The organism is Pseudomonas sp. SO81 (genome assembly GCF_030374125.1).
Classification (GTDB): domain Bacteria; phylum Pseudomonadota; class Gammaproteobacteria; order Pseudomonadales; family Pseudomonadaceae; genus Aquipseudomonas.
This window is the reverse complement of the sequence record NZ_CP126126.1, coordinates 2593184-2618416: the sequence shown is the minus strand read 5'-3', so window position 1 is coordinate 2618416 and position 25233 is coordinate 2593184. Positions and strand designations below refer to the sequence as shown.

Here is a 25233-nt window from a genome sequence, read left to right as displayed (position 1 = left end):
ATGGCGGGACGAACTCAGCGCCGAGCGCCGCGCACACCCTCGGCCAGCCGGGCGCACAGGCTCAGCACGCCGTCGATGGCTTCTTGCGGGCTGCTGGCCTTGGCGATCTGGTCGACCAGCGCCGAACCCACCACCACGCCCTCGGCGCGGCGTGCCACGTCGGCGGCGTGTTCCGGGGTGCGGATGCCGAAGCCGATGCACACCGGCAGGTCGGTGTGGCGGCGCAGGCGCGCGTGGGCTTCTTCCACATGCTCCAGGGTGGCGGCACCGGCACCGGTGACGCCGGCCACGGAGACGTAGTAGACGAAGCCGGAGCTGCCGTTGAGTACGGTCGGCAGGCGCTTGTCGTCGGTGGTAGGCGTCGTGAGGCGAATGAAGTCGATGCCTGCGGCCTGGGCCGGGAAGCACAGGTCGGCGTTATGTTCCGGTGGCAGGTCGACCACGATCAGGCCGTCCACGCCGGCTTCCTTGGCGTCGGCGATGAACTTGTCCACGCCGTAGTAGTGGATGGGGTTGAAATATCCCATCAGCACCAGCGGGGTGTTCTGCTCGCCTGCGCGGAATTCGCGGACCATCTGCAGGGTCTTGGCCAGGGTCTGCTTGGCGCCCAAGGCGCGGATGTTGGCCAGCTGGATCGACGGGCCGTCGGCCATCGGATCGGTGAAGGGCATGCCCAGCTCGATCACGTCGGCACCGGCGGCCGGCAGGCCTTTCAGGATGGCCAGCGAGGTATCGTAGTCCGGGTCGCCGCCGGTGACGAAGGTGACCAGGGCGGCGCGGTTCTGCTGTTTCAGCTCGGCAAATCGGCTCTGCAGACGGCTCATCAGTTGTTCTCCGATTTGGACAGGTCGAGGTGGTGCATCACGGTCTGCATGTCCTTGTCGCCGCGGCCGGACAGGTTGACCACCATGATGTGGTCCTTGGGCAGCTTGGGCGCGCGCTTGAACACTTCGGCCAGGGCGTGGGAGCTCTCCAGGGCCGGGATGATGCCCTCCAGGCGGCAGCACTGGTGGAAGGCGGCCAGGGCTTCGTCATCGGTGATCGAGGTGTACTCGACGCGACCGATGTCGTGCAGCCAGGCGTGCTCGGGGCCGATGCCGGGGTAGTCGAGGCCGGCGGAGATGGAGTGGGCGTCGATGATCTGGCCATCGTCGTCCTGCAGCAGGAAGGTGCGGTTGCCGTGCAGCACGCCCGGTACGCCGCCGTTGAGGCTGGCGGCGTGTTTGCCGGTCTCGATGCCGTGGCCGGCCGCTTCGACGCCGATGATCTGTACCGACTTATCGTCGAGGAAGGGGTGGAACAGGCCCATGGCGTTGGAGCCACCGCCGATGCAGGCGACCAGCGAATCGGGCAGGCGACCTTCCTTCTCGGCCAGCTGCTCGCGGGTTTCCTTGCCGATCACGGCCTGGAAGTCGCGGACCATGGCCGGGTATGGGTGCGGGCCGGCGACGGTGCCGATCAGGTAGAAGGTGTTGTGCACGTTGGTCACCCAGTCGCGCAGCGCCTCGTTCATCGCATCCTTGAGGGTGCCGGTGCCGGCGGTGACCGGGATCACGGTGGCGCCCAGCAGCTTCATGCGGAACACGTTGGCCTGCTGGCGATCGATGTCGGTGGTGCCCATGAAGATCACGCATTCCATGCCGAAGCGCGCCGCCACGGTGGCGGTGGCCACGCCGTGCATGCCGGCGCCGGTCTCGGCGATGATGCGCTTCTTGCCCATGCGCTTGGCCAGCAGGATCTGGCCAATGCAGTTGTTGATCTTGTGCGCGCCGGTGTGATTGAGCTCCTCGCGCTTGAGGTAGATCTTGGCGCCGCCGCAGTGCTCGGTCAGGCGCTCGGCGAAGTACAGCGGGCTCGGGCGGCCGACGTAGTCGCGCTGGAAGTAGGCCAGTTCCTTGGCGAATTCCGGGTCGGCCTTGGCCTTCTCGTATTCGGCGGCGAGGTCGTGGATCAGCGGCATCAGGGTCTCGGCGACGTACTGCCCGCCGAAGGAGCCGAACAGGCCGGTGGCGTCAGGGCCGGTGCGAAGGGAGTTCTGTGAACCAGACATGGCTGTCATCCGTAGGTTGGTCAGACAATGGCGGCAGTTTAAGACCGGATGGGGCGGATAAAAACCGATAAATCTGCCTGGATATGTGAATTTTTCTGACATATAAAGACATGGAAGTCGATGATGAATGATCGCTGGTTGCTAGTCTTTCCTGCCTTTGGTGGCCTTCTCTTGATAGTTGCACTGCTGCTGCAGATTCACAGATGGAACGAAGAGGAACGCATGCTGCGGACGGCTGGTAGCGTGGTGGCCGTGAGTGGCAGGGGCTGCCCCAGCATTGCGTTCTCCACTGGGCAGGGCGAACGAGTGACTTTCCATGGGCAGGTATGCAGCCGGCCGGGATACGAAATCGGCGAGTCAGTCGAACTGCTCTATGACCCGCTAGAGCCAGAAAACGCACATATCGATGGCTTCACGCAGAACTGGTTCGTCAGCCTGATTCTGGGCAGCTTCGGCTCGATCTTTCTGCTGGGGGGCATGGTCTTCGTGCTGCCTGAAGCGCTAGCCAGGCGCAGGCGTTCCCGGTTGGAGAGGCGCGGCCAGGCGGTGCAGGCGCGTATCGTCGAAGTCCGCCGCAACCCCTTCGCCACGCTGAACAATGTGCCGGCCTGGCAACTGGTCTGCCAGTGGCGGAACCCGGCCAGCGGCGCGGTACATCTGTTTTACAGCGAAGACCTGTGGTTCGACCCGCAGCCCTTTGTTCAGCGTGACTCACTGCAGGTACGCATCGACCCCGATAATCCCCGGCGCTACAGCGTCGACACCAGTTTCCTGCCGCGCCTGGCGAAGTAACGAGATGAGCCGAGAACTCCCCCCGCTGAATGCCCTGCGCGCCTTCGAGGCCGCTGCCCGCCTGCTCAGCGTCAGCCAGGCGGCGGCCGAGCTGCATGTGACCCATGGCGCCGTGAGCCGGCAGATTAGGGTGCTGGAGGAACAGCTCGGGGTCAGCCTGTTCGACAAGGACGGCCGCGGCGTGAAACTCACCGATGCCGGGGTGCGCCTGCGCGACGTCGCTTCCGAGAGCTTCGAGCGTCTACGCACGACCTGCGCCGAACTGCGCCAGCGCCAGGAGGGTGCGCCCTTCGTCCTCGGCTGTCCGGGCAGCCTGCTGGCGCGTTGGTTCATTCCGCGGCTGGACCGGCTCAACCGCGAGTTGCCGGAGCTGCGTCTGCAGCTGTCGGCCAGCGAGGGCGAGTTGGATCCGCGCCGGCCCGGCGTCGACGCCACCCTGTGTTTCGCCACTCCGCCCTGGCCGGCGGACATGCAGGTCTACGAACTGGTGGCGGAGCGCATCGGCCCGGTGTTGAGCCCGCGTTACCAGGGCCATGCGCGCCTGAGTGGCGAGCCGGCTGCCGCCCTGCTCGGCGAGCCGCTGCTGCACACTGCCTCGCGCCCCCAGGCCTGGCCGCAGTGGGCCCAGGCCCAGGGTCTGGAGGCGACAAAGCTGCAGCAGGGCCAGGGCTTCGAGCATCTCTACTACCTGCTGGAAGCCGCCGCCGCCGGTCTCGGCGTGGCCATCGCCCCGCAGCAGCTGGTGACGGACGATCTGGCTGGCGGTCGCCTGGTCGCGCCCTGGGGCTTTGTCGAAACCTCGGCCCGCCTGGCCCTGTGGGTGCCCGGGCGCAGCCGCGATGATCGCGCCGAGCGCCTGGCGCAGTGGCTGGGCCGCGAATTGGCGGGTTGAGTCGCGTCCCGCTTGTGCTTTCGCCCGGCTTGGCTAGCGTGAAGAAGAAGCCTGCCTGCCCAAGGAGAAGCACATGTCCGATCACCGTACCTACAAGAAAATCGAAGTCGTCGGCACTTCCAAGGTGAGCATCGAGGATGCCATCGCCAATGCCCTGGCCGAATGCGCCAAGTCCGTGCGCAACATGGACTGGTTCGAGGTCGTCGACACCCGCGGCCACATAGTCGACGGCAAGGTGGCGCACTATCAGGTCGAGCTCAAGGTCGGTTTCCGCATCAGCAACAGCTGAGCGGCGCACGGTTTCGCCCGCCCGTGTCGGCTAGTCTTGGTCGGTCCGGGGCGGGTTGCCCCGCGAGTCCACCTACGAAGGAGCGTTATCCATGAAGCAAATGATGCTGGGCCTGGCCCTGTTCACCCTGGCCGGCTCTGCCTTGGCTGCGGGCAAGCCCTGTGACGAGCTGAAGGCGGAGATCGAGGCCAAGCTCAAGGACAAGGGCGTTGCCGCCTACACCCTGGAAGTGGTCGAAAAGGGTGCGGCCGGCGACAAGACCGTGGTCGGCACCTGCGAGGCCGACACCAAGGAAATCGTCTACCAGCGCGGCTGATCATTTAGCCGCGGCAATCGGGCCGGAGCCTCCGCAAGGGGCTCCGGCCTTTTTCATGGGCCGAATGGCGGCTTGCCTTTCGCCGGGACGACCCCATAAAGCAGGTATGACCCGAGGAGGCTTTATGAGCAAGCTGTCCACCACACCATTCTCCGTACTCGACCTGGCGCCCATGCGCGACGACGATATCGGTGCCGCGCCCGCCCTGCAGCGATCCCTCGACCTGGCCCGCCACGTGGAGAGCCTCGGCTTCTCGCGCATGTGGGTGGCCGAGCACCACAACATGGAGGGCATCGCCAGTTCCGCCACCGCCGTGCTGCTCGGCTACCTGGCGGCCAACACCTCGACCCTGCGCCTGGGCTCCGGCGGTATCATGCTGCCCAACCACGCGCCGCTGGTGGTGGCCGAGCAGTTCGGCACCCTCGCCGCGCTCTACCCGGGCCGCATCGAGCTGGGCCTGGGCCGTGCGCCGGGTGCCGACCAGGCCACCGCCCGCGCCCTGCGCCGCGACCGCCTGGGCAGCGCCGAGGATTTCCCCCAGGACGTCGAGGAGCTGGAAACCCTGCTCGGCCCGCGCCAGCCCGGGCAGACGGTGCTGGCCGTGCCGGGCGTGGACAGCCAGGTGCCGATCTGGCTGCTCGGCTCCAGTCTGTTCAGCGCCCAGCTGGCGGCGCAGAAGGGCCTGCCCTATGCCTTCGCCTCGCACTTCGCGCCGCGCTACCTGCACCAGGCGCTGCGCATCTACCGCGAGAACTTCCAGCCCTCGGCCATGCTGGCCAAACCCTACGCCATGATCGGCGTGCCGCTGATCGCCGCGCCCAGTGACGAGGAAGCCGAATTCCTCGCCACCACCGCCTACCAGCGAGTGCTGGCGCTGATGCGCGGGCAAAGCCTGGTGCTGCGGCCGCCGGTGGAGAGCATGGTCGGCCGCTGGCAGCCCCACGAGCAGCAGGCGGTCGGCGACTTCCTCGGCCTGGCGGCGATCGGCGGGCCGGAGAAGGTGCGTGCGCGTCTGGAGGTGCTGCTGGAGCAGAGCGGCGCCGACGAGCTGATCTTCACCTGCGACCTGTATCAGCCCGAGCATCGCCTGCGCAGCTTCGAGATAGTCGCCGGGCTGCGATAGGACGAACTTTGCCGCAGCGGCGTTCCTCTCAACTGGGTATCCACCCACGCGAGAGGAGCAGTACATGACCATCAAGAAGAGGGCCTCGGCCCACTGGCAGGGCGGCATCAAGGACGGCAAGGGGCGCATCTCCACCCAGAGCGGTGCGCTGAAGGACCAGCCCTACGGCTTCAACACCCGTTTCGAGGATCAGCCCGGTACCAACCCCGAGGAGCTGATCGGCGCCGCCCATGCCGGCTGCTTCTCCATGGCCCTGTCCAAGGAGCTGGAGGAGCGCGGCATGCTCGCCGAGAGCATCGATACCCAGGCCGAGGTGTGGCTGGAGAAGGAGGACGGCGGCTTTCGCATCAGCGCCGTGCACCTGAGCCTGCGCGCCAGGATTCCCGGCGCCGACCGCGACAAGTTCGAGGAGGCGGTGGAGAAGGCCAAGACCGGTTGCCCGGTGTCCAAGCTGCTCAACGCCGAGATCAGCCTGCAGGTGACGCTGGACGCCTGAGCGTTGCTCAGAAGGTACTGCAGCGCAGCACGTCGGCCCGTGCCAGCACCTGGCGGCCCTCGCCGTACAGCCAGCCTTGGGCCTTGTACTGCAGCGGCCGGGCCTCGATGCGGTAGCGCTGGCCGGCGGCGAAGCCGTCGTAGCGGAAGCGCAGGTGGCAGGTCATCTCGACCGGCTCGCTGCTGAACTCGCCGCCACCGCCACCGCCGGCCACCTCGAACTGGAAGCGCACCTGCAGCTCGTGGGCGCCGGGTGCCACCTGGAAGTAGCGGCCGTCGCGGGTCTGCTGGTCGTCCAGCTTGTGCGCCATCAGGGTGTAGCCGGGGCTGGCGTACAGCTCGACCCAGGCCTGCTGCGGGTCCGCCGGCGGCAATGGGCTGGCGCAGGCGCCGAGGGCGAGCAGGGGCAGCAACAGGGGCAGGCGCATGGCGGTGTCCTCGACGATGTAGAAGCCCAGCATAGCGCCGATCAGACGGCGCCGCAGCGGCCTTCGCGGGCCCGCGCCAGGTCTTCGCCGCGCTCGTCCTGCAATTGCGCCCAAGGGCGGAAACCACGACTACCGGCCTTCAGCCGATAACGCTGGCCGGCGGCGAAGTCGGCGTAGTCGAGGGTCAGCAGGCAGGTGCGCGGCAGGCTCTGTTGCGCGCCGGTGTTGGCAGGCGCCACTTCGAAGCGCAGGCGCACCTGCAACTCATGGCGGCCCGGAGGAATCTGGAAGTAGCGGTCGTCGTCCAGCGTCTTGCCGTCTACCTGAACCGCCTCCAGGCGGCCGTCGTGGCGCTCGTGCAGTTCGATCCAGGCCTGCGCCGGATCGTGAAAGGGCATCAGCAGGGAACAGCCGCCGAGCAGAACGGGCAGGCAGAGCAACACAGGTGTACGCATGGCGGGCTTCCTAGGCAGAGGGGCAATGCAATAGGCTCGCGAAATGCCTATCGCCCTACTCGACCGCCGTGCGCGGTGCCTGGTTCCGCTGTGGCTCGGCGTTCTGCTGAGCGGTTGCGCCAGCCTCGACTATTACGCCCAGGTCAGCCGGGGCCAGCTCGACCTGCTCGCCGCCCGCCAGCCGGTGGCCGAGCTGCTCGCCGACCCCCAGACCGACCCTGAATTGCAGCGCCGACTGGCACTGGCCCAGCAGGCCCGCAAATTCGCCAGCGCGCGCCTGGCCCTGCCGGACAACCGCAGCTATCGCCTGTACGCGGACCTGCGGCGGCCCTATGTGGTGTGGAATGTATTCGCCACCCCGGAGCTGTCGCTGGCGCCGCTGACCCACTGCTTCCCCGTCGCCGGCTGCGTGGCCTACCGCGGCTTCTATCAGCAGGGTCGCGCCCGTGGCGCCGCCGCCCTGCTGCAGGCCGAGGGCATGGACACCTATGTGGCGGGCATCGAGGCCTATTCGACCCTGGGCTGGTTCGACGACCCCATCCTCAACACCATGCTGCGCTGGGACGACGAGCGCCTGGCCGCGGTGATCTTCCACGAGCTGGCGCACCAGCAGCTGTACGTGGCCGACGACACGGCGTTCAACGAATCCTTCGCCAGCTTCGTCGAGCAAGAGGGCCTGCGTCAGTGGCGCGCCGCCCGTGGCCTGGCTCCGGTGGACGCGGGTGAGGAGCAACAGCGGCGCCAGTTCACCGAGCTGATCCTGGCCAGCCGCGAGCGCCTGCAGGCGCTGTACGACGGCCCGACCAGCGATGAACACAAGCGCGCCGGCAAGGCCGCCGAGTTCGCGCGCCTGCGTGCCGAGTACCGCGCCCTGCGCGACGGCGAGTGGGGTGGCGATCGGCGCTACGACGCCTGGGTCGCCCAGCCGCTGAACAACGCCCGGCTGCTGCCGTTCGGCCTCTACGACCAGTGGGTGGAGGCGTTCGCTGTGATGTTTCGCCAGGCCGACGGCGACTGGATGGAGTTCTACCGCCGCGCCGCGGCCCTGGGTGAGCTGGATGCGGAACAACGCGAGCGAACCCTGGCGGCGCTGGCCGATCGGAACTAGAACTGCCTGATTCCATCCGGAGGAGCATGCGATGAAGCGCTGGTTTGCGGCCGTCATGGCCACCCTGCTATGTGGCGGCGCCCTCGCCGCGCCCAAGCCCTGCGAAGCGCTGAAGCGCGAGATCGAGGTGAAGATCCAGGCGGCCAAGGTGACCAGCTACACCCTGGAGATAGTGCCGGCCGCGGACGTGGAAGACCCCAACATGGTGGTCGGCAGCTGCGAGGGTGGCAGCCGCAAGATCATCTACCAGAAGAACGAGTGAGTCCTTCAGGCCGCCTCGGCGCGATAGATCCAGCGCAGGCCCAGCAGGGTCAGGGGCCACAGCAGTGCCAGCAGGCCGATGCCCATGGCCAGCAGCAGAACGGGATGGAGCAGCTCGCTGCCGCGGTCGGCCAGCGCGTACATCACCAGCAGGCCGGCGACCAGCAGCTGGGCCAGCATCCACACGACGAAGATCGCCAGGGCGGTGAGCAGCAGTTGCCCCGCGCGCAGCCTATGCAGGCGCGCCGGCAGCGCGCTCCAGCTGCTGGCGAACACCAGCGCGGCGCCGAGCAGTGGAGTCAGGCAGGCCAGGGCCAGCGGCAGGGCCGCGCTGTAACCCGGCACTACCTGTTTGATCAAGATGTCCAGGGTCTTCAGGCTCAGCAGCAGGACGCACAGCGCCAGCAGCGCCGCCACACTGGTGCGCCCCACCGGGGCTGGTGTGCAGGCCTGCCGCGCGCCCAGGCGCAGGCCGAGCCACAGCGGTAGCAGGTTGGTCAGGGCGAAGGCCAGCAGGCCCAGCGGCTCGAACACCAACGGCTGGTACAGCCCCGTCAGACTGCCGTGCTCGCTGAGCCAGCCATACAGGCCGGCGAGCAGATAGGCCGACAACATGCCGTAGAGCAGGCCGGCCAGCACGATGGCGGCGGCAACCGCCAGCAGCACCCGGCCGGGTTTGACCAGGACCGCCGCATGACGCTCCTGATGGCTGGCGACCAGCAGGGTGGCGGCCAGCCCGCCGAGCAAGATGCTGCACAGCCAGCCCGGCAGCAGATGCATCAGGTCGCCGAGCAGGTAGTCGCCGAACTCGGCGTGGTTCAGCGCGGCCAGCAGATTGCCGACCACCAGGCTTTGCAGCACCACCAGCGCGCCCATGGCGCCGAAGGCATAGGGCTGTTGCGAGGCCGGGCGCTCGGCGGCCGGCTGGGGAGCGGAGGTGGCGAAGGGGTTGGTCATCGGCAAAATCCTTTTCGAGGGCGTCCAGAGTAGGCGCAGGGTCCGTTCGCGCCCAGTGTGCTAGGCAAAGGGCGTGAAGCCGTTCACCGGTCGTAGCCCTCGGCCAGGTGCAGGTCCTTGAGCTTCACGTAGTTGGCCGCGCTGTAGGCGAAGAACGCACGTTCCTTGTCGGTAAGGGCGCGGGCCTGCTTCACCGGGCTGCCGACATACAGGTAGCCGCTTTCCAGCACCTTGCCCGGCGGCACCAGGGAGCCAGCGCCGATCACCACCTCGTCCTCGACCACCGCGCCATCCATCACGATACTGCCCATGCCGACCAGGATGCGGCTGCCCAGGGTGCAGCCGTGCAGGGTGACGTTGTGGCCGATGGTCACCTCGTCGCCTATCAGCAGCGGGTAGCCGTCCGGGTTGAACGGCCCGGCGTGGGTGATGTGCAGCACGCTGCCGTCCTGCACGCTGCTGCGCGCGCCGATGCGGATGCGGTGCATATCGCCGCGCACCACGGCCATCGGCCACACCGAGGCGTCCTCGCCCAGCACCACGTCGCCGATCACCACGGCCGAGGCGTCGACGAAGGCGCGCGGGCCCAGCTGCGGGGCCGTGCCCTGGTAAGTTCGAATCGCCACGATAGTCTCCTTCAGGCTGCGGTTGCCGCCGATTGTAATTAACATGCCAGGCACTGCGGTTGTGAAAGGTCGTCTAAGACCCCATAACCCGATCCTGCATTCGCGTATTCAAAGGTGCCTCGCCGTGACCGCTGCCAATCCCCTGCTGCAAGACTTCGACCTGCCGCCCTACTCGTTGATCAAACCCGAGCACGTCGAGCCGGCCGTCGACCAGATCCTCGCCGACAGCCGCGCGGCCATCGCCGAGCTGCTCAAGACCCAGCAGGACAACCCGAGCTGGGACGGTCTGGTGCTGGCGCTGGACGAACTCAACGCCCGCCTGGGTCGCGCCTGGAGTCCGGTCAGCCACCTCAATGCGGTGTGTAACAACGCCGAGCTGCGCAACGCCTACGAGGCCTGCCTGCCCAAGCTGTCCGAATACTGGACCGAAATGGGCCAGAACAAGCCGCTGTTCGAGGCCTACGACGCCCTGGCCAAGAGCCCGGCGGCCGAAGGCTTCGACGTGGCGCAGAAGACCATCCTCGAACACGCCCTGCGCGACTTCCGCCTGAGCGGCATCGACCTGCCGGCCGAGCAGCAGAAGCGCTACGGCGAGATCCAGATGAAGCTGTCCGAGCTTGCCAGCAAGTTCTCCAATCAGCTGCTCGACGCCACCCAGGCCTGGACCAAGCACATCACCGACGAGTCCCTGCTGGCCGGCCTCACCGACTCGGCCAAGGCGCAGATGGCCCAGGCCGCGCAGGCCAAGGAGCTGGACGGCTGGCTGATCACCCTGGAATTCCCCAGTTACTACGCGGTGATGACCTACGCTGACGACCGCGCCCTGCGCGAAGAGGTGTACACCGCCTACTGCACCCGCGCCTCCGATCAGGGCCCGAACGCCGGGCAGAACGACAACGGCCCGGTGATGGAGCAGCTGCTCGACCTGCGCCAGGAACTGGCGCGCCTGCTCGGCTTCGCCCACTACAGCGAGCTGAGCCTGGCCAGCAAGATGGCCGAGTCCACCGAGCAGGTGCTGCATTTCCTGCGTGACCTGGCCGTGCGCAGCAAGCCGTTCGCCGCCCAGGACCTGGAAGAGCTCAAGGCCTTCGCCGCCGAGCAAGGCGTGCAGGATCTGGCGAGCTGGGACGTCGGCTACTTCAGCGAGAAGCTGCGCCAGCAGCGCTACAGCATCTCCCAGGAGGAAGTGCGCGCCTGGTTCCCGATCGACAAGGTGCTGACCGGCCTGTTCGCCATCGTGCAGAAGCTCTACGGCATCGAGATCAACGAGCTGAAGGAGTTCGATACCTGGCACCCGGACGTGCGCCTGTTCGAGATCCGCGAGAACGACCAGCATGTCGGCCGCTTCTTCTTCGACCTCTACGCCCGCGCCAACAAGCGTGGCGGTGCCTGGATGGACGGCGCCCGCGATAAGCGTCGCGCGGCCTCCGGCAGCCTGATCGCCCCGGTCGCCAATCTGGTGTGCAACTTCACCCCGGCGGTCGGTGGCAAGCCGGCGCTGCTGACCCACGACGAAGTCACCACTCTGTTCCACGAGTTCGGCCACGGCCTGCACCACCTGCTGACCCGCGTCGAGCATGCCGGTGCCTCCGGCATCAACGGCGTGGCCTGGGATGCGGTGGAGCTGCCGAGCCAATTCATGGAGAACTGGTGCTGGGAACCCGAGGGCCTGGCGCTGATCTCCGGCCATTACGAGACCGGCGAGGCGCTGCCCCAGGCGCTGCTGGACAAGATGCTGGCGGCGAAGAACTTCCAGTCCGGCCTGATGATGGTGCGCCAGCTGGAGTTCTCGCTGTTCGACTTCGAGCTGCACGCCACCCACGGCGATGGCCGCAGCGTGCTGCAGGTGCTCGAAAGCATCCGCGACGAGGTGGCGGTGATCCGTCCGCCGGCCTTCAACCGCTTCGCCAATAGCTTCGCGCATATCTTCGCCGGTGGTTATGCGGCCGGTTACTACAGCTACAAGTGGGCCGAAGTGCTGTCCGCCGACGCCTTCTCCAAGTTCGAGGAAGAAGGCGTGCTCAACCCGGCCACCGGCCGCGCCTTCCGCGACGCCATCCTGGCCCGTGGCGGCTCCCAGGAGCCGATGGTGCTGTTCGTCGACTTCCGCGGCCGCGAGCCCTCCATCGACGCCCTGCTGCGCCACCTGGGCCTGAGCCAGGAGGCGGCGTGATGAGCGAGCCGAAGAAGCGCTTTATCGCCGGCGCCGTGTGCCCGGCGTGCAGCGCCATGGACACCATCAAGATGTGGGACGAGGACGGCACGCCGCACCGCGAGTGCGTGGCCTGCGGCTACGCCGACACCCTCAACGCCCAGGGCCAGTCGGTGCCCAAGGAAGTCGGCACCCGGGTCAACCAGGTTGCGCCCAAGCCGGCGGCGAGCAAGGGCCAGACGGTGCAGTTCTTCCCCAATCCCAAGCTGAAGAAACCCGAGTAGGGCCAAGGCGCGGCGCGTCGTTCGCCTGTCGCCGCTTCACGCCATCGTCATCGTCATCGACAGGGACGTCAATGAAGAACTGCCTCCTCGCGCTCGCCTTGCTGGCGAGCAGCTCATTTGCTGGTGCCGAAGAATTCGGCCCCTCGATCTACGCCGGCATGAATGCACGTTTCGATCCGGCCAGCGAGGCCCGCTACCGTCATCCCGAGGCGGAGCTGCGTCTGTTGCTGGCGTATCAGCAGGCGAATGCCGCCACCAACCATTTCTGCCTGCTGGGCTATCGCTGGGCCGACGGCCTGGAGTTCGTCTCGGTGCACTGGCGCGAGGGACAGATGATCCTGCGCTGGCATGGCGAGACGGACTGGGCCGATGGTTTTCTCGCGGCGGTAGTGAGCGACGGCGTTGACCTGCAGGCCGGCGTGATCGACGCCGAGGATTCGCGGGGCAGCACCTTCCTGGTCACCCGGCGCAACGCCGAGGGCACCCTCAAGGACTGCCACCGCCACGGTCGCGAGTATGTGATCGAGCCGTTCACGCCGCCGCCGGTCGAGGAGGAGTAGTCGGCGCTGGCGTGTGGGCGCGAATCAGAATACTGTTCATGCATACAGTATTCTGGAGCGCTACCCATGTCCGCCACCTTGCCGCCCCGTGGCCGCGGCACCGCCAGCAACCCGCACAACCGCTTCGCCCCGACCCGCAGCGAGGTCGAGGAAGACGGCTGGTTCCAGGAGGAGACGCCACCCTGCCGCGCCACCGAGGTGCGCGCGGAACGGGCCAAGACGGTGATCACCCGCAACCAGTCGCCGGACGTCGGTTTCGACCGCTCGGTGAATCCCTATCGCGGCTGCGAGCATGGCTGCATCTACTGTTTCGCCCGGCCCAGCCACGCCTATTGGGACATGTCGCCGGGCATCGACTTCGAGACCCGGCTGATCGCCAAGACCAACCTGGCCGAGCGCCTGGAGGAAGAGCTGAGCAAACCCGGCTGCGTGCCGCAGCCAATCGCCCTGGGCATCAACACCGATGCATACCAGCCGATCGAGCGCGAGCAGCGCCTGACCCGCCAGGCCCTGGAGATCCTGCTGCGCTTTCGCCATCCGCTGCACATCATCACCAAGAGCTCGCTGATCCTGCGTGATCTCGACCTGCTGCAGGAGCTGGCCAGTCGCAACCTGGTCAGCGTGGCGTTCAGCCTGACCACCCTGGACGACGAGCTGAAGCGCATCATGGAGCCGCGCACCGCCTCGCCCGGTGCGCGCCTGCGGGCCATGCGCAGCCTGCACCAGGCCGGGGTGCCGGTGACCGCGCTGGTGGCGCCGATCATTCCGATGATCAATGACATGGAGCTGGAGCGGATTCTCGAGGCGGCCCGCGACGCCGGTGCCCGTTCCGCCGGCTACGTGCTGCTGCGCCTGCCACTGGAGATCGCCGAGCTGTTCGAGGAGTGGCTGCGCAGCCACTTCCCCGAGCGCGCCGAGCATGTGATGAGCCTGATCCGCCAGTCCCGCGGCGGCAAGAACTACGACAGCCGCTTCGGCACCCGCATGCGCGGCGAGGGCGCCTTCGCCGATCTGCTGTCGCAGCGCTTCAGCCTGGCGCGCAAACGCCTCGGCCTGGCCCACCGCGATGGTTTCAACCTCGATTGCGGCCAGTTCGCCCCACCCGGCCGGCAGCTGGCGTTGCTGTAAACGAATTGTGACTCACCGGGGCTGGCAACTGTCCGCATGCCAGGTCGATAATCCGCACCGCGCGCAAGCGCGACGGTCCAGCACGAGGTGAGACGCCATGCCCTACAAGCACAACGCCATTCCCCTGCAGGCGCGCACCGCGCCGGAGAGCGCCGATGAGGCGCTGAACGCCATCGTCGGCGGCTTCAAGCGCTTCCGCAACGAGGTCTTCCCGCAACAGGAAGAGCTGTTCAAGGCGCTGGCCAGCGCGCAGAACCCGCGCGCCATGTTCATCACCTGCGCCGACTCGCGCATCGTCCCCGAGCTGATCACCCAGAGCGCGCCCGGCGACCTGTTCGTCACCCGCAACGTCGGCAACGTGGTGCCGGCCTACGGGCAGATGATGGGTGGCGTTTCCACCGCCATCGAATACGCGGTGCTGGCCCTGGGCGTGCAGCACATCATCATCTGCGGCCACTCCGACTGTGGCGCGATGAAGGCGGTACTGGCCCCCGAGACCCTGGAGAGCATGCCGACGGTGAAGGCCTGGTTGCGCCACAGCGAAGTCGCGCTCAAGGTGGTCGAGGCCAACTGCGGCTGCGAAGGCCACGACACCCTGAGCATCCTCACCGAGGAGAACGTGGTGGCCCAGCTCAACCACCTGTGCACCCACCCCTCGGTGGCGGCGCGCGTGGCCAGCGGCCAGCTGTTCATCCATGGCTGGGTCTACGACATCGAGACTAGCGCGATCCGTGCCTACGACGCCGAGAGCGGGAGCTTCCTGCCGCTGGACGGCGAGGTGGTGCCGATGGCCACGCCCAGGGCGCGCTACCAGTCCCAGTGAAACGACGAGGCCCGCAATCGCGGGCCTCGTTGCATCTGCGGCTGGCTCAGGCCGGCAGGCCGAGCTCCACACCCAGCTGGCGCGACAGGCACGGCCAGTTTTGCCAGGCCGCCACCGTCTGCGGATTGCTCAGGCGGGCGCGGTATTCCTGCACTGAGTCCTGCTGGAACACCTGCTCGCCCAGCATCTCCTCCACCGCATGGTGCACGGCTTCGTCCAGCTGGTTGGCGAAGGGCTCGCCGATCAGCTGGTGGGCGATCACGTTGGCCACCGTGGTATCCAGCGGGATCAGCGGCTGGCCCAGGTGGGCGATGTAGCGGTCGTTCACTTCCTCGACCAGTCGATGGGCCAGGTAGGCCTCGTCCAGCAGGGCATCCAGGCCCTGGTGACCCTCCATGATGCTCGGCGGGCTGAGGAAGAACTGTTCGGCCAGCTTGAGCACCGGCTTCACCTGCGCCTCGATGCCAGCCTCGCGGGCCACGGCATTGGCGGCGTCGAGCACGTCCGGCACCTGCTCCACATAGGCGGCGACGAAGCGTTCGAGCACGCCACGGGCATCGCTGGGGGGCAACTGGATGGTCGGATGGAGGCGGTCGAGCTGGCTGTCGAGCTGGCGGGCCAGATCACCGGTGGAGGTTTCGTGGACAAGGGCGCGCTGGATCTGATCGCGCAGGGCGAGGGTATTCATGACGGCTCCGGGCAGGGACATGAGGCAAGCAAACGAGAATTCACGTTAGCTGGCCAAGGGCGACGGCTAAGACCTGATTGTCATAATTATTTAATTTTTATTCGGCGTCGCTATATCCAGGGCGCCGCTCTGCGGCGCATCCCGCATCGCTCTAAGCCTGCACGGCAGGCGCAGAAATGGGGCGTTATTTTTCTGACTGCGTTGTGCTGACGCGGTCGCTGGCTATACTCGAAATCGCAAGGCGTTTACCTGATGGAACCGGACGGGCTTCGGCACGGAGAGGTTTCGACAGTAGTAGCCAGCCGTTTTGGCAGTCGATCCCTTTGCCGCAGGCTTAGCCGGCGGGATAACAAGAACAACGAGGGGAACCCGCAATGATGCGACATCCACGAGTCTGGATGGGCCTCCTGCTGTGGTTGGCATTCAGCTCGGCACACGCCGAGTGGGCAGTGAATATGCTGCCGGGTGTCACCGAGGTCAGTCGTTCAGTCTTCGACCTGCACATGATCATTTTCTGGATCTGCGTCGTCATCGGCGTGGTCGTCTTCGGCGTGATGTTCTGGTCGATGCTGATCCACCGTCGCTCCACCGGCCAGCAGCCGGCGCACTTCCACGAGAGCACCACGGTAGAGATTCTCTGGACCGTCGTGCCCTTCGTCATCCTGGTGGCGATGGCCGTCCCGGCCACCAAGACGCTGATCGACATCTACGACACTTCCGAATCGGAACTGGACATCCAGGTCACCGGTTACCAGTGGAAGTGGCACTACAAGTACCTGGGCCAGGACCTCGAGTTCTTCAGCAACCTGGCCACGCCTTCCGACCAGATCTACAACAAGGCCGAGAAGGACGAGCACTACCTGCTCGAGGTCGATCAGCCGCTGGTGGTGCCGGTGGGCACCAAGGTGCGTTTCCTGATCACCGCCGCCGACGTGATCCACTCCTGGTGGGTACCGGCCCTGGCCGTGAAGAAGGACGCCATCCCCGGCTTCGTCAACGAATCCTGGACGCGCATCGAAGAGCCCGGCATCTACCGCGGCCAGTGCACCGAGCTGTGCGGCAAGGACCACGGCTTCATGCCGGTGGTGGTCGAGGCCAAGAGCAAGGAAGACTTCGCCAAGTGGCTGGCCGAGCGCAAGGAAGAAGCCGCCAAGATCAAGGAGCTGACCAGCAAGGAGTGGACTCGCGAGGAGCTGATGGCCCGTGGCGAGAAGGCCTACCAGACCAACTGCGCCTCCTGCCACCAGCCGAACGGCGAGGGCCTGCCGCCGATGTTCCCGGCGCTCAAGGGCTCGAAGATCGCCACCGGCGCGGTCGCCGACCACATCCACATCGTGGTCCAGGGCAAGCCGGGCACCGCCATGGCTGCGTTCGGCAAGCAGCTGTCGGAAGTCGACATCGCCGCCATCATCACCTACGAGCGCAACGCCTGGGGCAACGCCATGAACGACATGGTCACGCCGAAGGACATCCTCGCGTTCAAACAGGCTCAGGAGTAAGGACATGAGTGCAGTGATCGATCCGGGCCACACTGGCCACGGTCATGCCGGACATGACCATCACCATGGCCCTGCCAAGGGCCTGATGCGCTGGGTGCTGACCACCAACCACAAGGACATCGGCTCCATGTACCTGTGGTTCAGCTTCGCCATGTTCCTGCTCGGCGGGTCCATGGCCATGGTGATCCGCGCCGAACTGTTCCAGCCCGGTCTGCAGATCGTCGAGCCGGCGTTCTTCAACCAGATGACCACCATGCACGGCCTGATCATGGTGTTCGGCGCGGTGATGCCGGCCTTCGTCGGCCTTGCCAACTGGATGATCCCGCTGATGGTCGGCGCGCCGGACATGGCCCTGCCGCGGATGAACAACTTCAGCTTCTGGCTGCTCCCGGCCGCCTTCGGTCTGCTGGTCAGCACACTGTTCACCGAGGGCGGCGGACCCAATTTCGGCTGGACCTTCTACGCGCCGCTGTCGACCACTTATGCGCCGGAGTCGGTGACCTTCTTCATCTTCGCCATCCACCTGATGGGCATCAGCTCGATCATGGGCGCGATCAACGTGATCGCCACCATCCTCAACCTGCGTGCCCCGGGCATGACCCTGATGAAGATGCCGCTGTTCGTCTGGACCTGGCTGATCACCGCCTTCCTGCTGATCGCGGTGATGCCGGTGCTGGCCGGGGTGGTGACCATGATGCTGATGGATATCCACTTCGGCACCAGCTTCTTCAGCGCGGCCGGTGGCGGCGACCCGGTGCTGTTCCAGCACGTGTTCTGGTTCTTCGGCCACCCCGAGGTGTACATCATGATCCTGCCGGCCTTCGGCGCCGTCAGCTCGATCATCCCCGCCTTCGCGCGCAAGCCGCTGTTCGGCTACACCTCGATGGTCTACGCCACCGCCTCGATCGCCTTCCTGTCGTTCATCGTGTGGGCGCACCACATGTTCACCGTGGGCATCCCGCTTACCGGCGAGCTGTTTTTCATGTACGCCACCATGCTGATCGCCGTGCCCACCGGGGTGAAGGTGTTCAACTGGGTGAGCACCATGTGGCAGGGCTCGCTGACCTTCGAGACGCCGATGCTGTTCGCCGTGGCCTTCGTCATTCTGTTCACCATCGGCGGCTTCTCGGGTCTGATGCTGGCCATCGCCCCGGCGGACTTCCAGTACCACGACACCTACTTCGTGGTGGCGCACTTCCACTACGTGCTGGTGCCCGGGGCGATCTTCGGCATCTTCGCCTCGGCGTACTACTGGCTACCCAAGTGGACCGGCCACATGTACGACGAGACTCTCGGCAAGCTGCACTTCTGGATGAGCTTCATCGGCATGAACATGGCGTTCTTCCCGATGCACTTCGTCGGCCTGGCCGGCATGCCGCGGCGGATTCCGGACTACAACCTGCAGTTCGCCGACTTCAACATGATCTCGTCGATCGGTGCCTTCACCTTCGGCGCCACCCAGTTCCTCTTCCTGTTCATCGTCATCAAGTGCATCCGCAGCGGCAAGCCGGCCGCGGCCAAGCCCTGGGACGGTGCCGAGGGCCTGGAGTGGACGGTGCCCTCGCCGGCGCCCTACCACACCTTCACCACTCCGCCGGAAGTGAAGTAGGAGCGCGCCCGTGAGCGAAGCCCTGGACAACCGCCGCCTGGTCCTACGCCTGTTGGCGGTGGTGGTCGGCATGTTCGCCTTCGGCTTCCTGCTGGTGCCGATCTACGACGTGATGTGCCAGGCCTTCGGCATCAACGGCAAGACCGCTGGGGCCTACGAGGGCGCACAGGTGGTGGACGAGGCGCGCCAGGTGCGCGTGCAGTTCCTCGCCACCAACGCCGCGGACATGGTCTGGGAGTTCCGCCCCAAGGCGGACGAGCTGACGGTGGTGGCGGGTGCGAGCAACGAGATGCTGTTCGTCGCCTACAACCCCACCGACAAGCCGATGACCGCCCAGGCCATCCCCAGCGTCGCGCCGTCCAAGGCCGCGGCCTTCTTCCACAAGACCGAGTGCTTCTGCTTCACCCAGCAGGTGCTGCAACCCGGTGAGCGCATCGAGATGCCGGTGCGCTTCATCGTCGACCGAGATCTGCCCAAGGACGTGAAGCACCTGACCCTGGCCTACACCCTGTTCGATATCACTGCGCGCAAACCGCCCGTCGCGCAGGCGACTCTTGCCCAGACAGCCCCTAGCCGGGCGGCTCCATAAGGAGAACAAGAAAATGTCGAGTCACGAGAACTACTACGTTCCCGCCCAGAGCAAGTGGCCGATCATCGCCACCATCGGCATGCTCACCACCGTCTACGGTGTCGGCACCTGGTTCAACGACCTCAAGGCCGACCGCGCCGAATCCAACGGCCCGCTGATCTTCTTCGTCGGCGGCCTGATCCTCGCCTATATGCTGTTCGGCTGGTTCGGCAACGTGATCAAGGAGAGCCGCGGCGGACTGTACAGCCCGCAGATGGACCGCTCGTTCCGCTGGGGCATGAGCTGGTTCATCTTCTCCGAGGTGATGTTCTTCGCCGCCTTCTTCGGTGCGCTGTTCTATATCCGCTACTGGGCCGGTCCGTGGCTCGGCGGCGAGGGCGACAAGGGCGTGGCCAACATGCTGTGGCCGAACTTCGAGTACACCTGGCCACTGCTGAACAACCCGGACCCGAAACTCTTCCCGGCGCCCAGCGGCGTGATCTCGGCCTGGGGGCTGCCGCTGCTCAACACCATCCTGCTGGTGACCTCCAGCTTCACCGTGACCTTCGCCCACCACGCGCTGAAGAAGAACAACCGCAAGCAGCTGAAGATCTGGCTGGCGCTGACCGTGCTGCTCGGCATCGCTTTCCTGTTCTTCCAGGTCGAGGAGTACATCCACGCCTACAACGAGCTTGGCCTGACCCTGGGGTCGGGCATCTATGGCGCGACCTTCTTCATGCTCACCGGTTTCCACGGCGCTCACGTGACCCTGGGCGCGCTGATTCTCACGGTGATGCTGGTGCGGATCTGGCGCGGGCACTTCGACGCCGACCAGCACTTCGGTTTCGAGGCGGCCAGCTGGTACTGGCACTTCGTCGACGTGGTGTGGATCGGCCTGTTCGTCTTCGTCTACATCCTGTAGCGGGGGTCACCAGGTGACATGAGAAACCAGCTGGCCGCTGAAGAAGCCCCAGGAGATCAAGGCCAGGGTAGCGGCGGCCAGGATCACGCGGACGGTCAGGGCGTTGACCACCCGCGAACCGCGGCCCTCGTCCTTGACCAGGAAGAACAGGCCGCTGAACAGGCTGACCAGGGTGGCCAGCAGTAGGAGGATGATCGCGGCCTTGAGCATGCGTGACTCCGGGGGATGGGGGAGATGGTGTGCAGTTCCAGTATAGCCAGCCGTATCTAGGGTCGGCTCTTGCTCCGACACGACCGCGCAAAAACTGGCCCGGCCCTACGGGTTGCGCAGCAAAGTTCGCCATGCGTTGTTGCGGGACTTGCCAAGGGAGCGACCATTGCCTGCGTCCCGCGCCTAGCCTGGCGAACTATGCTGCGGCAACGCGGCTCGCGTCGGAGCAAGAGCAGACCCTAACTTTCGGGGGAAGGCCTTGAACGGCTTTCGCCCGGGCGTGTTGCCCAGCGTCGTGGTGGCCCTGCTGCTGCCGCTGCTGGTCGGCCTGGGTTTCTGGCAACTGGTGCGTGCCGAGGAGAAGCGCGCCCTGCTCGCCGGTTTCGAGGCGCGTCAGCACGCCGAGCCCATTGCCGTGACCGAGCTGGAACGGCGCTCCGACCTCGCCCATCTGCGCGTCCGCCTGCAAGGGCAGTTCGACGAACGCCACAGCCTGCTGCTGGACAATCGCCAGCGTGGCGGCCAGGTCGGCGTCGAGCTGCTGCAACCCTTCTACGACCAACCCAGCGGCCTGTGGCTGCTGGTCAACCGCGGCTGGCTGCCCTGGCCGGACCGGCGCAATCCTCCTGCTTTCACCACGCCCGAGCAGCCGCTGGAGCTGGTGGCGCGGGTCCACGTGCCGGTCGGCGAAGCCTTCCAGCTGCAGGCCGATCCGGCCGGCGGCGCCTGGCCGCGGCTGATCACCGCCGTCGAGCCGGAGCGCCTGTGGCGCCAGCTCGGCCGCGGCGGCATGGCCTACGAAGTGCGCCTGGAGCCCGGCCCCGCCGCCTACCAGGCCGAATGGCCGCTGGTGGCCATGGGTCCGGAGAAACACACCGGTTACGCCGTGCAGTGGTTCGCCCTGGCCGCCGCCCTGATCGGCCTCTACCTCTATCTCGGCATTCACAATTCAAGACAGACCGCGCGGGAGAAACAGCATGAGCCCAGCCATGAATCCGGCCCTTTCCACTCCTGAGGCGCAACCGGCGCGCGCCCGCGGGCGCTGGCAGCTGATTCTGCTGCTGCTGGTGGCGATCGGCCCGATGATTCTCGCCACCGCCATGTACCAGTGGCGCTTCTGGGTGCCGGATGCGCGCAACTACCATGGCGCCCTGATCGGCGACGGCAGCCAGCTGGCCGATATCGGCGTGCAGGGCGCTGCCCAGGAGCGCTGGCAACTGCTGGTCACCACGCCCGGGGATTGTGCCGACGACTGTCGCCAGCTGGTCTACACCGCCCGGCAGATCCATATCGGTCTGAATCGCGATGCCACCCGCGCCGTGCATGGCCTGGCCGTGGCCCAGCCGCTGGCGGCCGATTACGACCAGCAGCTGCAGCGTGAATATCCGCAGCTGGGGCGCTACTCGCTGGATACCCTGCGCTACCACAAAGCCGTGCCGGCTGGCGAAGGCGCCCAGCTGTGGATAGTCGACCCGAACGGCAACCTGGTGCTGCGCTACGACGGCAAGACCAAGGGCAAGGACATTCTCAACGACCTGCGCCTGCTGCTGAAGCTGTCGCAGATCGGCTGACCGACTCCGACTGCCGGCCCATAACAACAAGAGAGGCCCCGGATGAGTGAACGCAAGACCCTGCCCGGCTACCGCCTGGCCCTGTTCGCCACCGCCCTGGCGGTGGTGGTGGTGCTGCTCGGTGCCTATACCCGCCTGACCCACGCCGGCCTCGGCTGCCCGGACTGGCCGGGCTGCTACGGCTTCATCGGCGTGCCGATGAGCGAGCACAAGCAGACCCTGGCCGAGGTGCGCTTCCCCGAGGCGCCGGTGGAGGTGGAAAAGGGCTGGAACGAGATGGTCCACCGCTACTTCGCCGGCACCCTCGGCCTGGTCATCCTCGGCTTGGCCGTGCAGGCGTTGCGCCGGCGCGGTGCCGATGGCCAGCCGCTGAAGCTGCCGCTGCTGCTGCTCGGCGTGGTCATCGCCCAGGCCGCCTTCGGCATGTGGACGGTCACCCTCAAGCTGTGGCCGCAGGTGGTCACGGCCCACCTGCTCGGCGGCTTCACCACCCTGGCCCTGTTGTTCCTGCTCAGCCTGCGCCTGTCCGGCGCGCTGCCGGTGTTGCCCGGACTTTCCCTGCGCCTGCGCGCGCTGGCCGGCGTGGCGCTGGTGCTGGCGGGCTGCCAGATCGCTCTGGGCGGCTGGGTCAGCTCCAACTACGCGGCGGTGGCTTGCGTCGATCTGCCGACCTGCCATGGCCAATGGTGGCCGGCGATGGACTTCGCCAACGGCTTCCACCTGACCCAGCACATCGGCCCCAACTACTTAGGTGGCCAGCTCGACAGCGACGCCCGCACTGCCATCCATATGACCCACAGGCTGGGCGCCGTGGCGCTCAGCCTGGTTCTGCTGCTGCTGGCCTGGCGCCTGCGCGCCGCGGGGCTCGGTCGTCTGGCCGGCCTGTTGCTGCTGGCGCTGGCCGCGCAGGTCAGCCTGGGCGTGAGCAACGTGCTGCTGCACCTGCCGCTGGCCGTGGCCGTGGCGCACAACGCCGGTGGCGCCGCGCTGCTGCTGGTGCTGGTCCTGATCAACTATCGCCTGCGGGCGGTTCCCCTGGCGGCGAGCCAGCGCGTGGAGGCCGACCTGGCCGACGCCCGCCTCGCTCCGCTGGGTAAATAAGCAAGGAGATACGCCATGGCTACTGCGCTGCGAGCCCACTCCGAATCCGCCAGCTGGCGCGACTACCTGGAGCTGACCAAGCCCCGGGTGGTGCTGCTGATGCTGATCACCTCGCTGGTCGGCATGTTCCTCGCCACCCGCGCCGGCGTGCCCTGGACCGTGCTGGTGTTCGGCAACCTCGGCATCGGCCTGTGCGCCGGCGCGGCGGCGGCGGTCAACCACGTGGTCGACCGACGCATCGACTCGATCATGGCGCGCACCCACAAGCGTCCGGTCACTGCCGGGCGCCTGTCGCCGGTAGCGGCACTGGGCTTCGCCCTGCTGCTGGCGGTGGCCGGGATGGCGCTGCTGCTCAGCTTCACCAACGAGCTGGCCGCCTGGCTGACCCTGGCCTCGCTGCTCGGCTATGCGGTGCTCTACACCGGCTTTCTCAAGCGCGCCACGCCGCAGAACATCGTGATTGGCGGCTTGGCCGGTGCCGCGCCGCCGCTGCTCGGCTGGGTCGCGGTCACCGGGCATATCAGTGCCGAGCCGCTGCTGCTGGTGCTGATCATCTTCGCCTGGACGCCGCCGCACTTCTGGGCCCTGGCCATCCACCGCAAGGAGGAATACGCCAAGGCCGACATCCCCATGCTGCCGGTGACCCACGGCGAGCACTACACCAAGGTGCACATCCTGCTGTACACCGCCGTGATGCTGGCCGTGACCCTGATGCCCTACGCCATCCACATGAGCGGACCGCTCTATCTCGCCGCCGCGCTGGTGCTCGGCGGGCGCTTCATGTTCTGGGCCTGGGTGCTGTACCGTGACAGCCGGCCGCACGCCGCGATCAACACCTTCAAGTACAGTATCTGGTACCTGTTCCTGTTGTTCATCGCCCTGCTGGCGGACCACTACCTGCTGCTCAACCTCTGAGCGCAACCCCGCCGCATCCCTGGGCGGCCGCGAGACTCGCGCGCCGCCCGCCGCTTCCAAGAGAGAGTTCATGAGTCGTACGCAGAAAACCGTCGTCGTCCTCGCCGCCCTGGTCGCCCTGGTACTGGGCCTCACCGTCAACAAGGTGCTCAACAGCAAGGGCGACGGCACCGACAAGGTGGCGCTGCTGGATGCCGGCATCGTCCTGTTGCCGCAGAGCCGCAGCCTGCCCTCGCTGGCGCTGACCGACCAGAACGGCCAGGCGCTGCAGGTCGATCAACTGAAGGACAAGTGGAGTCTGCTGTTCTTCGGCTACACCTTCTGCCCGGACATCTGTCCGGCCACCCTGGCCCAGCTGCGCCAGTTGCAGGGCATGTTGCCGGCCGAGGCCAAGGACAAGCTGCGCGTGGTGCTGGTGACGGTCGACCCGCACCGCGATACCCCGGAGCAGCTGAAGAAATATCTGGGCTTCTTCGACCCGGCCTTCCTCGGCCTGACGGGCAGCCAGGAAGACCTGCAGAAGCTGGCGGCGGCGGTGAGCATTCCCTATATCCCGGCCGATACCAGCAAGGAAAACTACACCGTCGACCACAGCGGCAACCTGGTGATCATCGGCCCCGACGGCACCCAGCGCGGCTTCATCCGCGCGCCGGTGCACAACGACAAGCTGGCCGAGCAACTGCCGAGCCTGCTGCAGAGCGGTAGCTGAGGCGCCATGCCCGATACGCGGTACTCCTCGCGCCTGGGCGCCGTGGCCGCCCTGCTCGGCGCAGTGTTGCTGATGCTGGGCACCATTCTGCATCCGATGCAGGCGCCGCCCTGGGACGCCGCCGCGGCCTTCGCCGAATACGCCGCCGACCACCACTGGCTGAGCAGCCACTTGATCCAGTTGCTGGGCGTGCTGCTCGGTGTGCTCGCCCTGTTGGCCCTGGCCTGGCGCCTGCGCGATGGCAAGGCCGGGGTCTGGGCACTGTCCGGCGCCGCCTGTGCCGTGGCCAGTCTGGCCCTGGCTTTTGCCCTGCAGGCGGTGGATGGGGTGGCGTTGAAACTGATGGTCGATCAGTGGGCGCGGGCCGAGGAGCCGCTCAGGAGCCAGCTGTTCGCCGCCACCTTCGGCGTGCGGCAGATCGAGGCGGGCCTGGCCGCGCTGTTCGGCCTGAGCTTCGCCACCAGCCTGCTGTTCTATGCGCCGGCGCTGTGGCTGAGCCGCCCCGCGCCGCGCGGCCTGGCGCTCGGTGTGCTGCTGGCCGGCGGCGCCAACCTGCTGTCCGCCCTGCTGCAGGGCCACGACGGCTTCTCCGAGCGGGCGATGAACTGGAGCATGCCCGCCTCGCTACTCGCTCTACTCTGGTTCCTCTGGCTGGCGCTGTGGTTGTGGCGCCAGCCAGAATGAAAAAAGCCCGCTCGATGA

31 protein-coding genes are annotated in these 25233 nt (G+C 66.8%); 23 read left to right on the top strand and 8 right to left on the bottom strand.

Features of this window, described 5'->3' with window-relative positions:
* Positions 1-14 precede the first annotated feature (14 nt).
* A complete protein-coding gene (gene trpA / locus OH686_RS12155; RefSeq protein WP_289532860.1) occupies positions 15-824 on the bottom strand; it encodes a tryptophan synthase subunit alpha in 810 nt (269 codons plus the stop codon).
* Complete coding sequence (gene trpB / locus OH686_RS12150; protein ID WP_289532859.1) at positions 824-2050, bottom strand: tryptophan synthase subunit beta; 1227 nt, start codon at positions 2048-2050, stop codon at positions 824-826. The genes trpA and trpB overlap by 1 nt, the downstream gene beginning before the upstream one ends.
* Before the next feature lie 123 nt (positions 2051-2173).
* Here trpB and OH686_RS12145 point away from each other — a divergent pair, with 123 nt between their 5' ends.
* The 6 genes from OH686_RS12145 (at position 2174) to OH686_RS12120 (ending at position 5958) form a co-directional block, all read left to right on the top strand.
* Positions 2174-2842: a DUF3592 domain-containing protein gene (locus OH686_RS12145; RefSeq protein WP_289532858.1), complete on the top strand. Its 669-nt coding sequence runs from the start codon at positions 2174-2176 to the stop codon at positions 2840-2842.
* Positions 2843-2846: 4 nt separating this feature from the next.
* A complete protein-coding gene (locus OH686_RS12140; protein WP_289532857.1) occupies positions 2847-3734 on the top strand; it encodes a LysR family transcriptional regulator in 888 nt (295 codons plus the stop codon).
* A gap of 73 nt (positions 3735-3807) precedes the next feature.
* Positions 3808-4023 carry a dodecin gene (locus OH686_RS12135; protein ID WP_137973879.1) on the top strand — a complete coding sequence of 72 codons (216 nt, stop codon included), beginning with the start codon at positions 3808-3810 and terminating at the stop codon, positions 4021-4023.
* A gap of 91 nt (positions 4024-4114) precedes the next feature.
* Positions 4115-4339: a DUF1161 domain-containing protein gene (locus OH686_RS12130; protein ID WP_289532855.1), complete on the top strand. Its 225-nt coding sequence runs from the start codon at positions 4115-4117 to the stop codon at positions 4337-4339.
* A 124-nt stretch (positions 4340-4463) separates the two neighbouring features.
* A complete protein-coding gene (locus OH686_RS12125; protein ID WP_289532853.1) occupies positions 4464-5462 on the top strand; it encodes an LLM class flavin-dependent oxidoreductase in 999 nt (332 codons plus the stop codon).
* Positions 5463-5532: 70 nt separating this feature from the next.
* Positions 5533-5958: an OsmC family protein gene (locus tag OH686_RS12120; RefSeq protein WP_289538943.1), complete on the top strand. Its 426-nt coding sequence runs from the start codon at positions 5533-5535 to the stop codon at positions 5956-5958.
* Positions 5959-5965: 7 nt separating this feature from the next.
* Here OH686_RS12120 and OH686_RS12115 read toward each other — a convergent pair whose 3' ends face one another.
* Complete coding sequence (locus OH686_RS12115) at positions 5966-6385, bottom strand: PA0061/PA0062 family lipoprotein (protein ID WP_289538941.1); 420 nt, start codon at positions 6383-6385, stop codon at positions 5966-5968.
* A gap of 41 nt (positions 6386-6426) precedes the next feature.
* Positions 6427-6840 (bottom strand): PA0061/PA0062 family lipoprotein, encoded by a 414-nt coding sequence (locus tag OH686_RS12110; protein WP_289532852.1) that lies wholly within the window; start codon positions 6838-6840, stop codon positions 6427-6429.
* A 43-nt stretch (positions 6841-6883) separates the two neighbouring features.
* On the opposite strand from OH686_RS12110, the gene OH686_RS12105 reads away from it, so the two are divergent.
* On the top strand, positions 6884-7948 hold the full coding sequence (locus tag OH686_RS12105; protein WP_289532851.1) for an aminopeptidase: 1065 nt from the start codon (positions 6884-6886) through the stop codon (positions 7946-7948).
* 31 nt (positions 7949-7979) lie between these two features.
* A complete protein-coding gene (locus tag OH686_RS12100) occupies positions 7980-8210 on the top strand; it encodes a DUF1161 domain-containing protein (protein ID WP_289532849.1) in 231 nt (76 codons plus the stop codon).
* Positions 8211-8215: 5 nt separating this feature from the next.
* Here OH686_RS12100 and OH686_RS12095 read toward each other — a convergent pair whose 3' ends face one another.
* Positions 8216-9166: a hypothetical protein gene (locus OH686_RS12095; RefSeq protein WP_289532847.1), complete on the bottom strand. Its 951-nt coding sequence runs from the start codon at positions 9164-9166 to the stop codon at positions 8216-8218.
* A gap of 83 nt (positions 9167-9249) precedes the next feature.
* Positions 9250-9792 carry a gamma carbonic anhydrase family protein gene (locus tag OH686_RS12090; protein WP_289532845.1) on the bottom strand — a complete coding sequence of 181 codons (543 nt, stop codon included), beginning with the start codon at positions 9790-9792 and terminating at the stop codon, positions 9250-9252.
* Positions 9793-9916: 124 nt separating this feature from the next.
* Here OH686_RS12090 and prlC point away from each other — a divergent pair, with 124 nt between their 5' ends.
* The 5 genes from prlC (at position 9917) to OH686_RS12065 (ending at position 14739) form a co-directional block, all read left to right on the top strand.
* Positions 9917-11965 (top strand): oligopeptidase A, encoded by a 2049-nt coding sequence (gene prlC, locus OH686_RS12085; RefSeq protein ID WP_289532843.1) that lies wholly within the window; start codon positions 9917-9919, stop codon positions 11963-11965.
* A complete protein-coding gene (locus OH686_RS12080; protein ID WP_137973870.1) occupies positions 11965-12228 on the top strand; it encodes a YheV family putative zinc ribbon protein in 264 nt (87 codons plus the stop codon). The genes prlC and OH686_RS12080 overlap by 1 nt, the downstream gene beginning before the upstream one ends.
* A 71-nt stretch (positions 12229-12299) precedes the next feature.
* Positions 12300-12788 carry a hypothetical protein gene (locus OH686_RS12075; RefSeq protein WP_289532841.1) on the top strand — a complete coding sequence of 163 codons (489 nt, stop codon included), beginning with the start codon at positions 12300-12302 and terminating at the stop codon, positions 12786-12788.
* A 66-nt stretch (positions 12789-12854) separates the two neighbouring features.
* Complete coding sequence (locus OH686_RS12070; RefSeq protein ID WP_289532839.1) at positions 12855-13916, top strand: PA0069 family radical SAM protein; 1062 nt, start codon at positions 12855-12857, stop codon at positions 13914-13916.
* A 97-nt stretch (positions 13917-14013) separates the two neighbouring features.
* On the top strand, positions 14014-14739 hold the full coding sequence (locus tag OH686_RS12065) for a carbonic anhydrase (RefSeq protein WP_137973867.1): 726 nt from the start codon (positions 14014-14016) through the stop codon (positions 14737-14739).
* A gap of 46 nt (positions 14740-14785) precedes the next feature.
* Here OH686_RS12065 and OH686_RS12060 read toward each other — a convergent pair whose 3' ends face one another.
* Positions 14786-15427: a hypothetical protein gene (locus OH686_RS12060; protein WP_289532838.1), complete on the bottom strand. Its 642-nt coding sequence runs from the start codon at positions 15425-15427 to the stop codon at positions 14786-14788.
* Between the two features lie 374 nt (positions 15428-15801).
* Between OH686_RS12060 and coxB the strand changes: the two genes are divergently transcribed.
* From coxB to OH686_RS12040, 4 genes are read left to right on the top strand one after another with little or no spacing between them, the layout of a single operon-like run.
* Positions 15802-16926, top strand: a complete 1125-nt coding sequence (coxB, locus tag OH686_RS12055; RefSeq protein WP_289532836.1) for a cytochrome c oxidase subunit II — start codon at positions 15802-15804, stop codon at positions 16924-16926.
* Between the two features lie 4 nt (positions 16927-16930).
* Positions 16931-18535 carry a cytochrome c oxidase subunit I gene (gene ctaD / locus OH686_RS12050; RefSeq protein WP_289532835.1) on the top strand — a complete coding sequence of 535 codons (1605 nt, stop codon included), beginning with the start codon at positions 16931-16933 and terminating at the stop codon, positions 18533-18535.
* A gap of 10 nt (positions 18536-18545) precedes the next feature.
* The gene (locus OH686_RS12045) at positions 18546-19124 is read left to right on the top strand and encodes a cytochrome c oxidase assembly protein (RefSeq protein WP_137973863.1); all 579 of its coding nucleotides are present in this window, start codon (positions 18546-18548) and stop codon (positions 19122-19124) included.
* 13 nt (positions 19125-19137) lie between these two features.
* Entirely contained in the window at positions 19138-20025 is an 888-nt protein-coding gene (locus OH686_RS12040; RefSeq protein ID WP_289532833.1) for a cytochrome c oxidase subunit 3, read from the top strand.
* Between the two features lie 6 nt (positions 20026-20031).
* Here OH686_RS12040 and OH686_RS12035 read toward each other — a convergent pair whose 3' ends face one another.
* Entirely contained in the window at positions 20032-20235 is a 204-nt protein-coding gene (locus OH686_RS12035) for a twin transmembrane helix small protein (RefSeq protein WP_192398903.1), read from the bottom strand.
* Between the two features lie 259 nt (positions 20236-20494).
* On the opposite strand from OH686_RS12035, the gene OH686_RS12030 reads away from it, so the two are divergent.
* From OH686_RS12030 to OH686_RS12005, 6 genes are all read left to right on the top strand, one after another.
* The gene (locus OH686_RS12030; protein ID WP_289532832.1) at positions 20495-21250 is read left to right on the top strand and encodes an SURF1 family protein; all 756 of its coding nucleotides are present in this window, start codon (positions 20495-20497) and stop codon (positions 21248-21250) included.
* Complete coding sequence (locus OH686_RS12025) at positions 21225-21806, top strand: PA_0111/PP_0108 family redox-active disulfide protein (protein ID WP_289532831.1); 582 nt, start codon at positions 21225-21227, stop codon at positions 21804-21806. Before OH686_RS12030 ends, OH686_RS12025 begins: the two co-directional genes overlap by 26 nt.
* Positions 21807-21848: 42 nt before the next feature.
* Complete coding sequence (locus OH686_RS12020) at positions 21849-22907, top strand: COX15/CtaA family protein (protein WP_289532829.1); 1059 nt, start codon at positions 21849-21851, stop codon at positions 22905-22907.
* 15 nt (positions 22908-22922) lie between these two features.
* Positions 22923-23822, top strand: coding sequence for a heme o synthase (gene cyoE / locus OH686_RS12015; RefSeq protein WP_289532828.1), 900 nt, complete (start codon positions 22923-22925; stop codon positions 23820-23822).
* 70 nt (positions 23823-23892) lie between these two features.
* Entirely contained in the window at positions 23893-24531 is a 639-nt protein-coding gene (locus OH686_RS12010) for an SCO family protein (RefSeq protein ID WP_289532826.1), read from the top strand.
* Positions 24532-24537: 6 nt separating this feature from the next.
* Positions 24538-25215 carry a hypothetical protein gene (locus OH686_RS12005; protein WP_289532824.1) on the top strand — a complete coding sequence of 226 codons (678 nt, stop codon included), beginning with the start codon at positions 24538-24540 and terminating at the stop codon, positions 25213-25215.
* The last annotated feature ends 18 nt before the right edge of the window (positions 25216-25233 follow it).

Coding starts and splice junctions, on each gene's coding strand:
- OH686_RS12035 (WP_192398903.1), bottom strand. CDS start 20,235: ATGCTCAAGGCCGCGATCATCCTCCTACTGCTGGCCACCCTGGTCAGC.
- OH686_RS12025 (WP_289532831.1), top strand. CDS start 21,225: ATGAATCCGGCCCTTTCCACTCCTGAGGCGCAACCGGCGCGCGCCCGC.
- OH686_RS12010 (WP_289532826.1), top strand. CDS start 23,893: ATGAGTCGTACGCAGAAAACCGTCGTCGTCCTCGCCGCCCTGGTCGCC.
- OH686_RS12060 (WP_289532838.1), bottom strand. CDS start 15,427: ATGAATACCCTCGCCCTGCGCGATCAGATCCAGCGCGCCCTTGTCCAC.
- ctaD (WP_289532835.1), top strand. CDS start 16,931: ATGAGTGCAGTGATCGATCCGGGCCACACTGGCCACGGTCATGCCGGA.
- OH686_RS12070 (WP_289532839.1), top strand. CDS start 12,855: ATGTCCGCCACCTTGCCGCCCCGTGGCCGCGGCACCGCCAGCAACCCG.
- OH686_RS12135 (WP_137973879.1), top strand. CDS start 3,808: ATGTCCGATCACCGTACCTACAAGAAAATCGAAGTCGTCGGCACTTCC.
- trpA (WP_289532860.1), bottom strand. CDS start 824: ATGAGCCGTCTGCAGAGCCGATTTGCCGAGCTGAAACAGCAGAACCGC.
- cyoE (WP_289532828.1), top strand. CDS start 22,923: ATGGCTACTGCGCTGCGAGCCCACTCCGAATCCGCCAGCTGGCGCGAC.
- OH686_RS12115 (WP_289538941.1), bottom strand. CDS start 6,385: ATGCGCCTGCCCCTGTTGCTGCCCCTGCTCGCCCTCGGCGCCTGCGCC.
- trpB (WP_289532859.1), bottom strand. CDS start 2,050: ATGTCTGGTTCACAGAACTCCCTTCGCACCGGCCCTGACGCCACCGGC.
- coxB (WP_289532836.1), top strand. CDS start 15,802: ATGATGCGACATCCACGAGTCTGGATGGGCCTCCTGCTGTGGTTGGCA.
- OH686_RS12075 (WP_289532841.1), top strand. CDS start 12,300: ATGAAGAACTGCCTCCTCGCGCTCGCCTTGCTGGCGAGCAGCTCATTT.
- OH686_RS12065 (WP_137973867.1), top strand. CDS start 14,014: ATGCCCTACAAGCACAACGCCATTCCCCTGCAGGCGCGCACCGCGCCG.
- OH686_RS12095 (WP_289532847.1), bottom strand. CDS start 9,166: ATGACCAACCCCTTCGCCACCTCCGCTCCCCAGCCGGCCGCCGAGCGC.
- OH686_RS12110 (WP_289532852.1), bottom strand. CDS start 6,840: ATGCGTACACCTGTGTTGCTCTGCCTGCCCGTTCTGCTCGGCGGCTGT.
- OH686_RS12140 (WP_289532857.1), top strand. CDS start 2,847: ATGAGCCGAGAACTCCCCCCGCTGAATGCCCTGCGCGCCTTCGAGGCC.
- OH686_RS12105 (WP_289532851.1), top strand. CDS start 6,884: ATGCCTATCGCCCTACTCGACCGCCGTGCGCGGTGCCTGGTTCCGCTG.
- OH686_RS12005 (WP_289532824.1), top strand. CDS start 24,538: ATGCCCGATACGCGGTACTCCTCGCGCCTGGGCGCCGTGGCCGCCCTG.
- OH686_RS12100 (WP_289532849.1), top strand. CDS start 7,980: ATGAAGCGCTGGTTTGCGGCCGTCATGGCCACCCTGCTATGTGGCGGC.
- OH686_RS12125 (WP_289532853.1), top strand. CDS start 4,464: ATGAGCAAGCTGTCCACCACACCATTCTCCGTACTCGACCTGGCGCCC.
- OH686_RS12145 (WP_289532858.1), top strand. CDS start 2,174: ATGAATGATCGCTGGTTGCTAGTCTTTCCTGCCTTTGGTGGCCTTCTC.
- OH686_RS12040 (WP_289532833.1), top strand. CDS start 19,138: ATGTCGAGTCACGAGAACTACTACGTTCCCGCCCAGAGCAAGTGGCCG.
- OH686_RS12130 (WP_289532855.1), top strand. CDS start 4,115: ATGAAGCAAATGATGCTGGGCCTGGCCCTGTTCACCCTGGCCGGCTCT.
- OH686_RS12020 (WP_289532829.1), top strand. CDS start 21,849: ATGAGTGAACGCAAGACCCTGCCCGGCTACCGCCTGGCCCTGTTCGCC.
- OH686_RS12080 (WP_137973870.1), top strand. CDS start 11,965: ATGAGCGAGCCGAAGAAGCGCTTTATCGCCGGCGCCGTGTGCCCGGCG.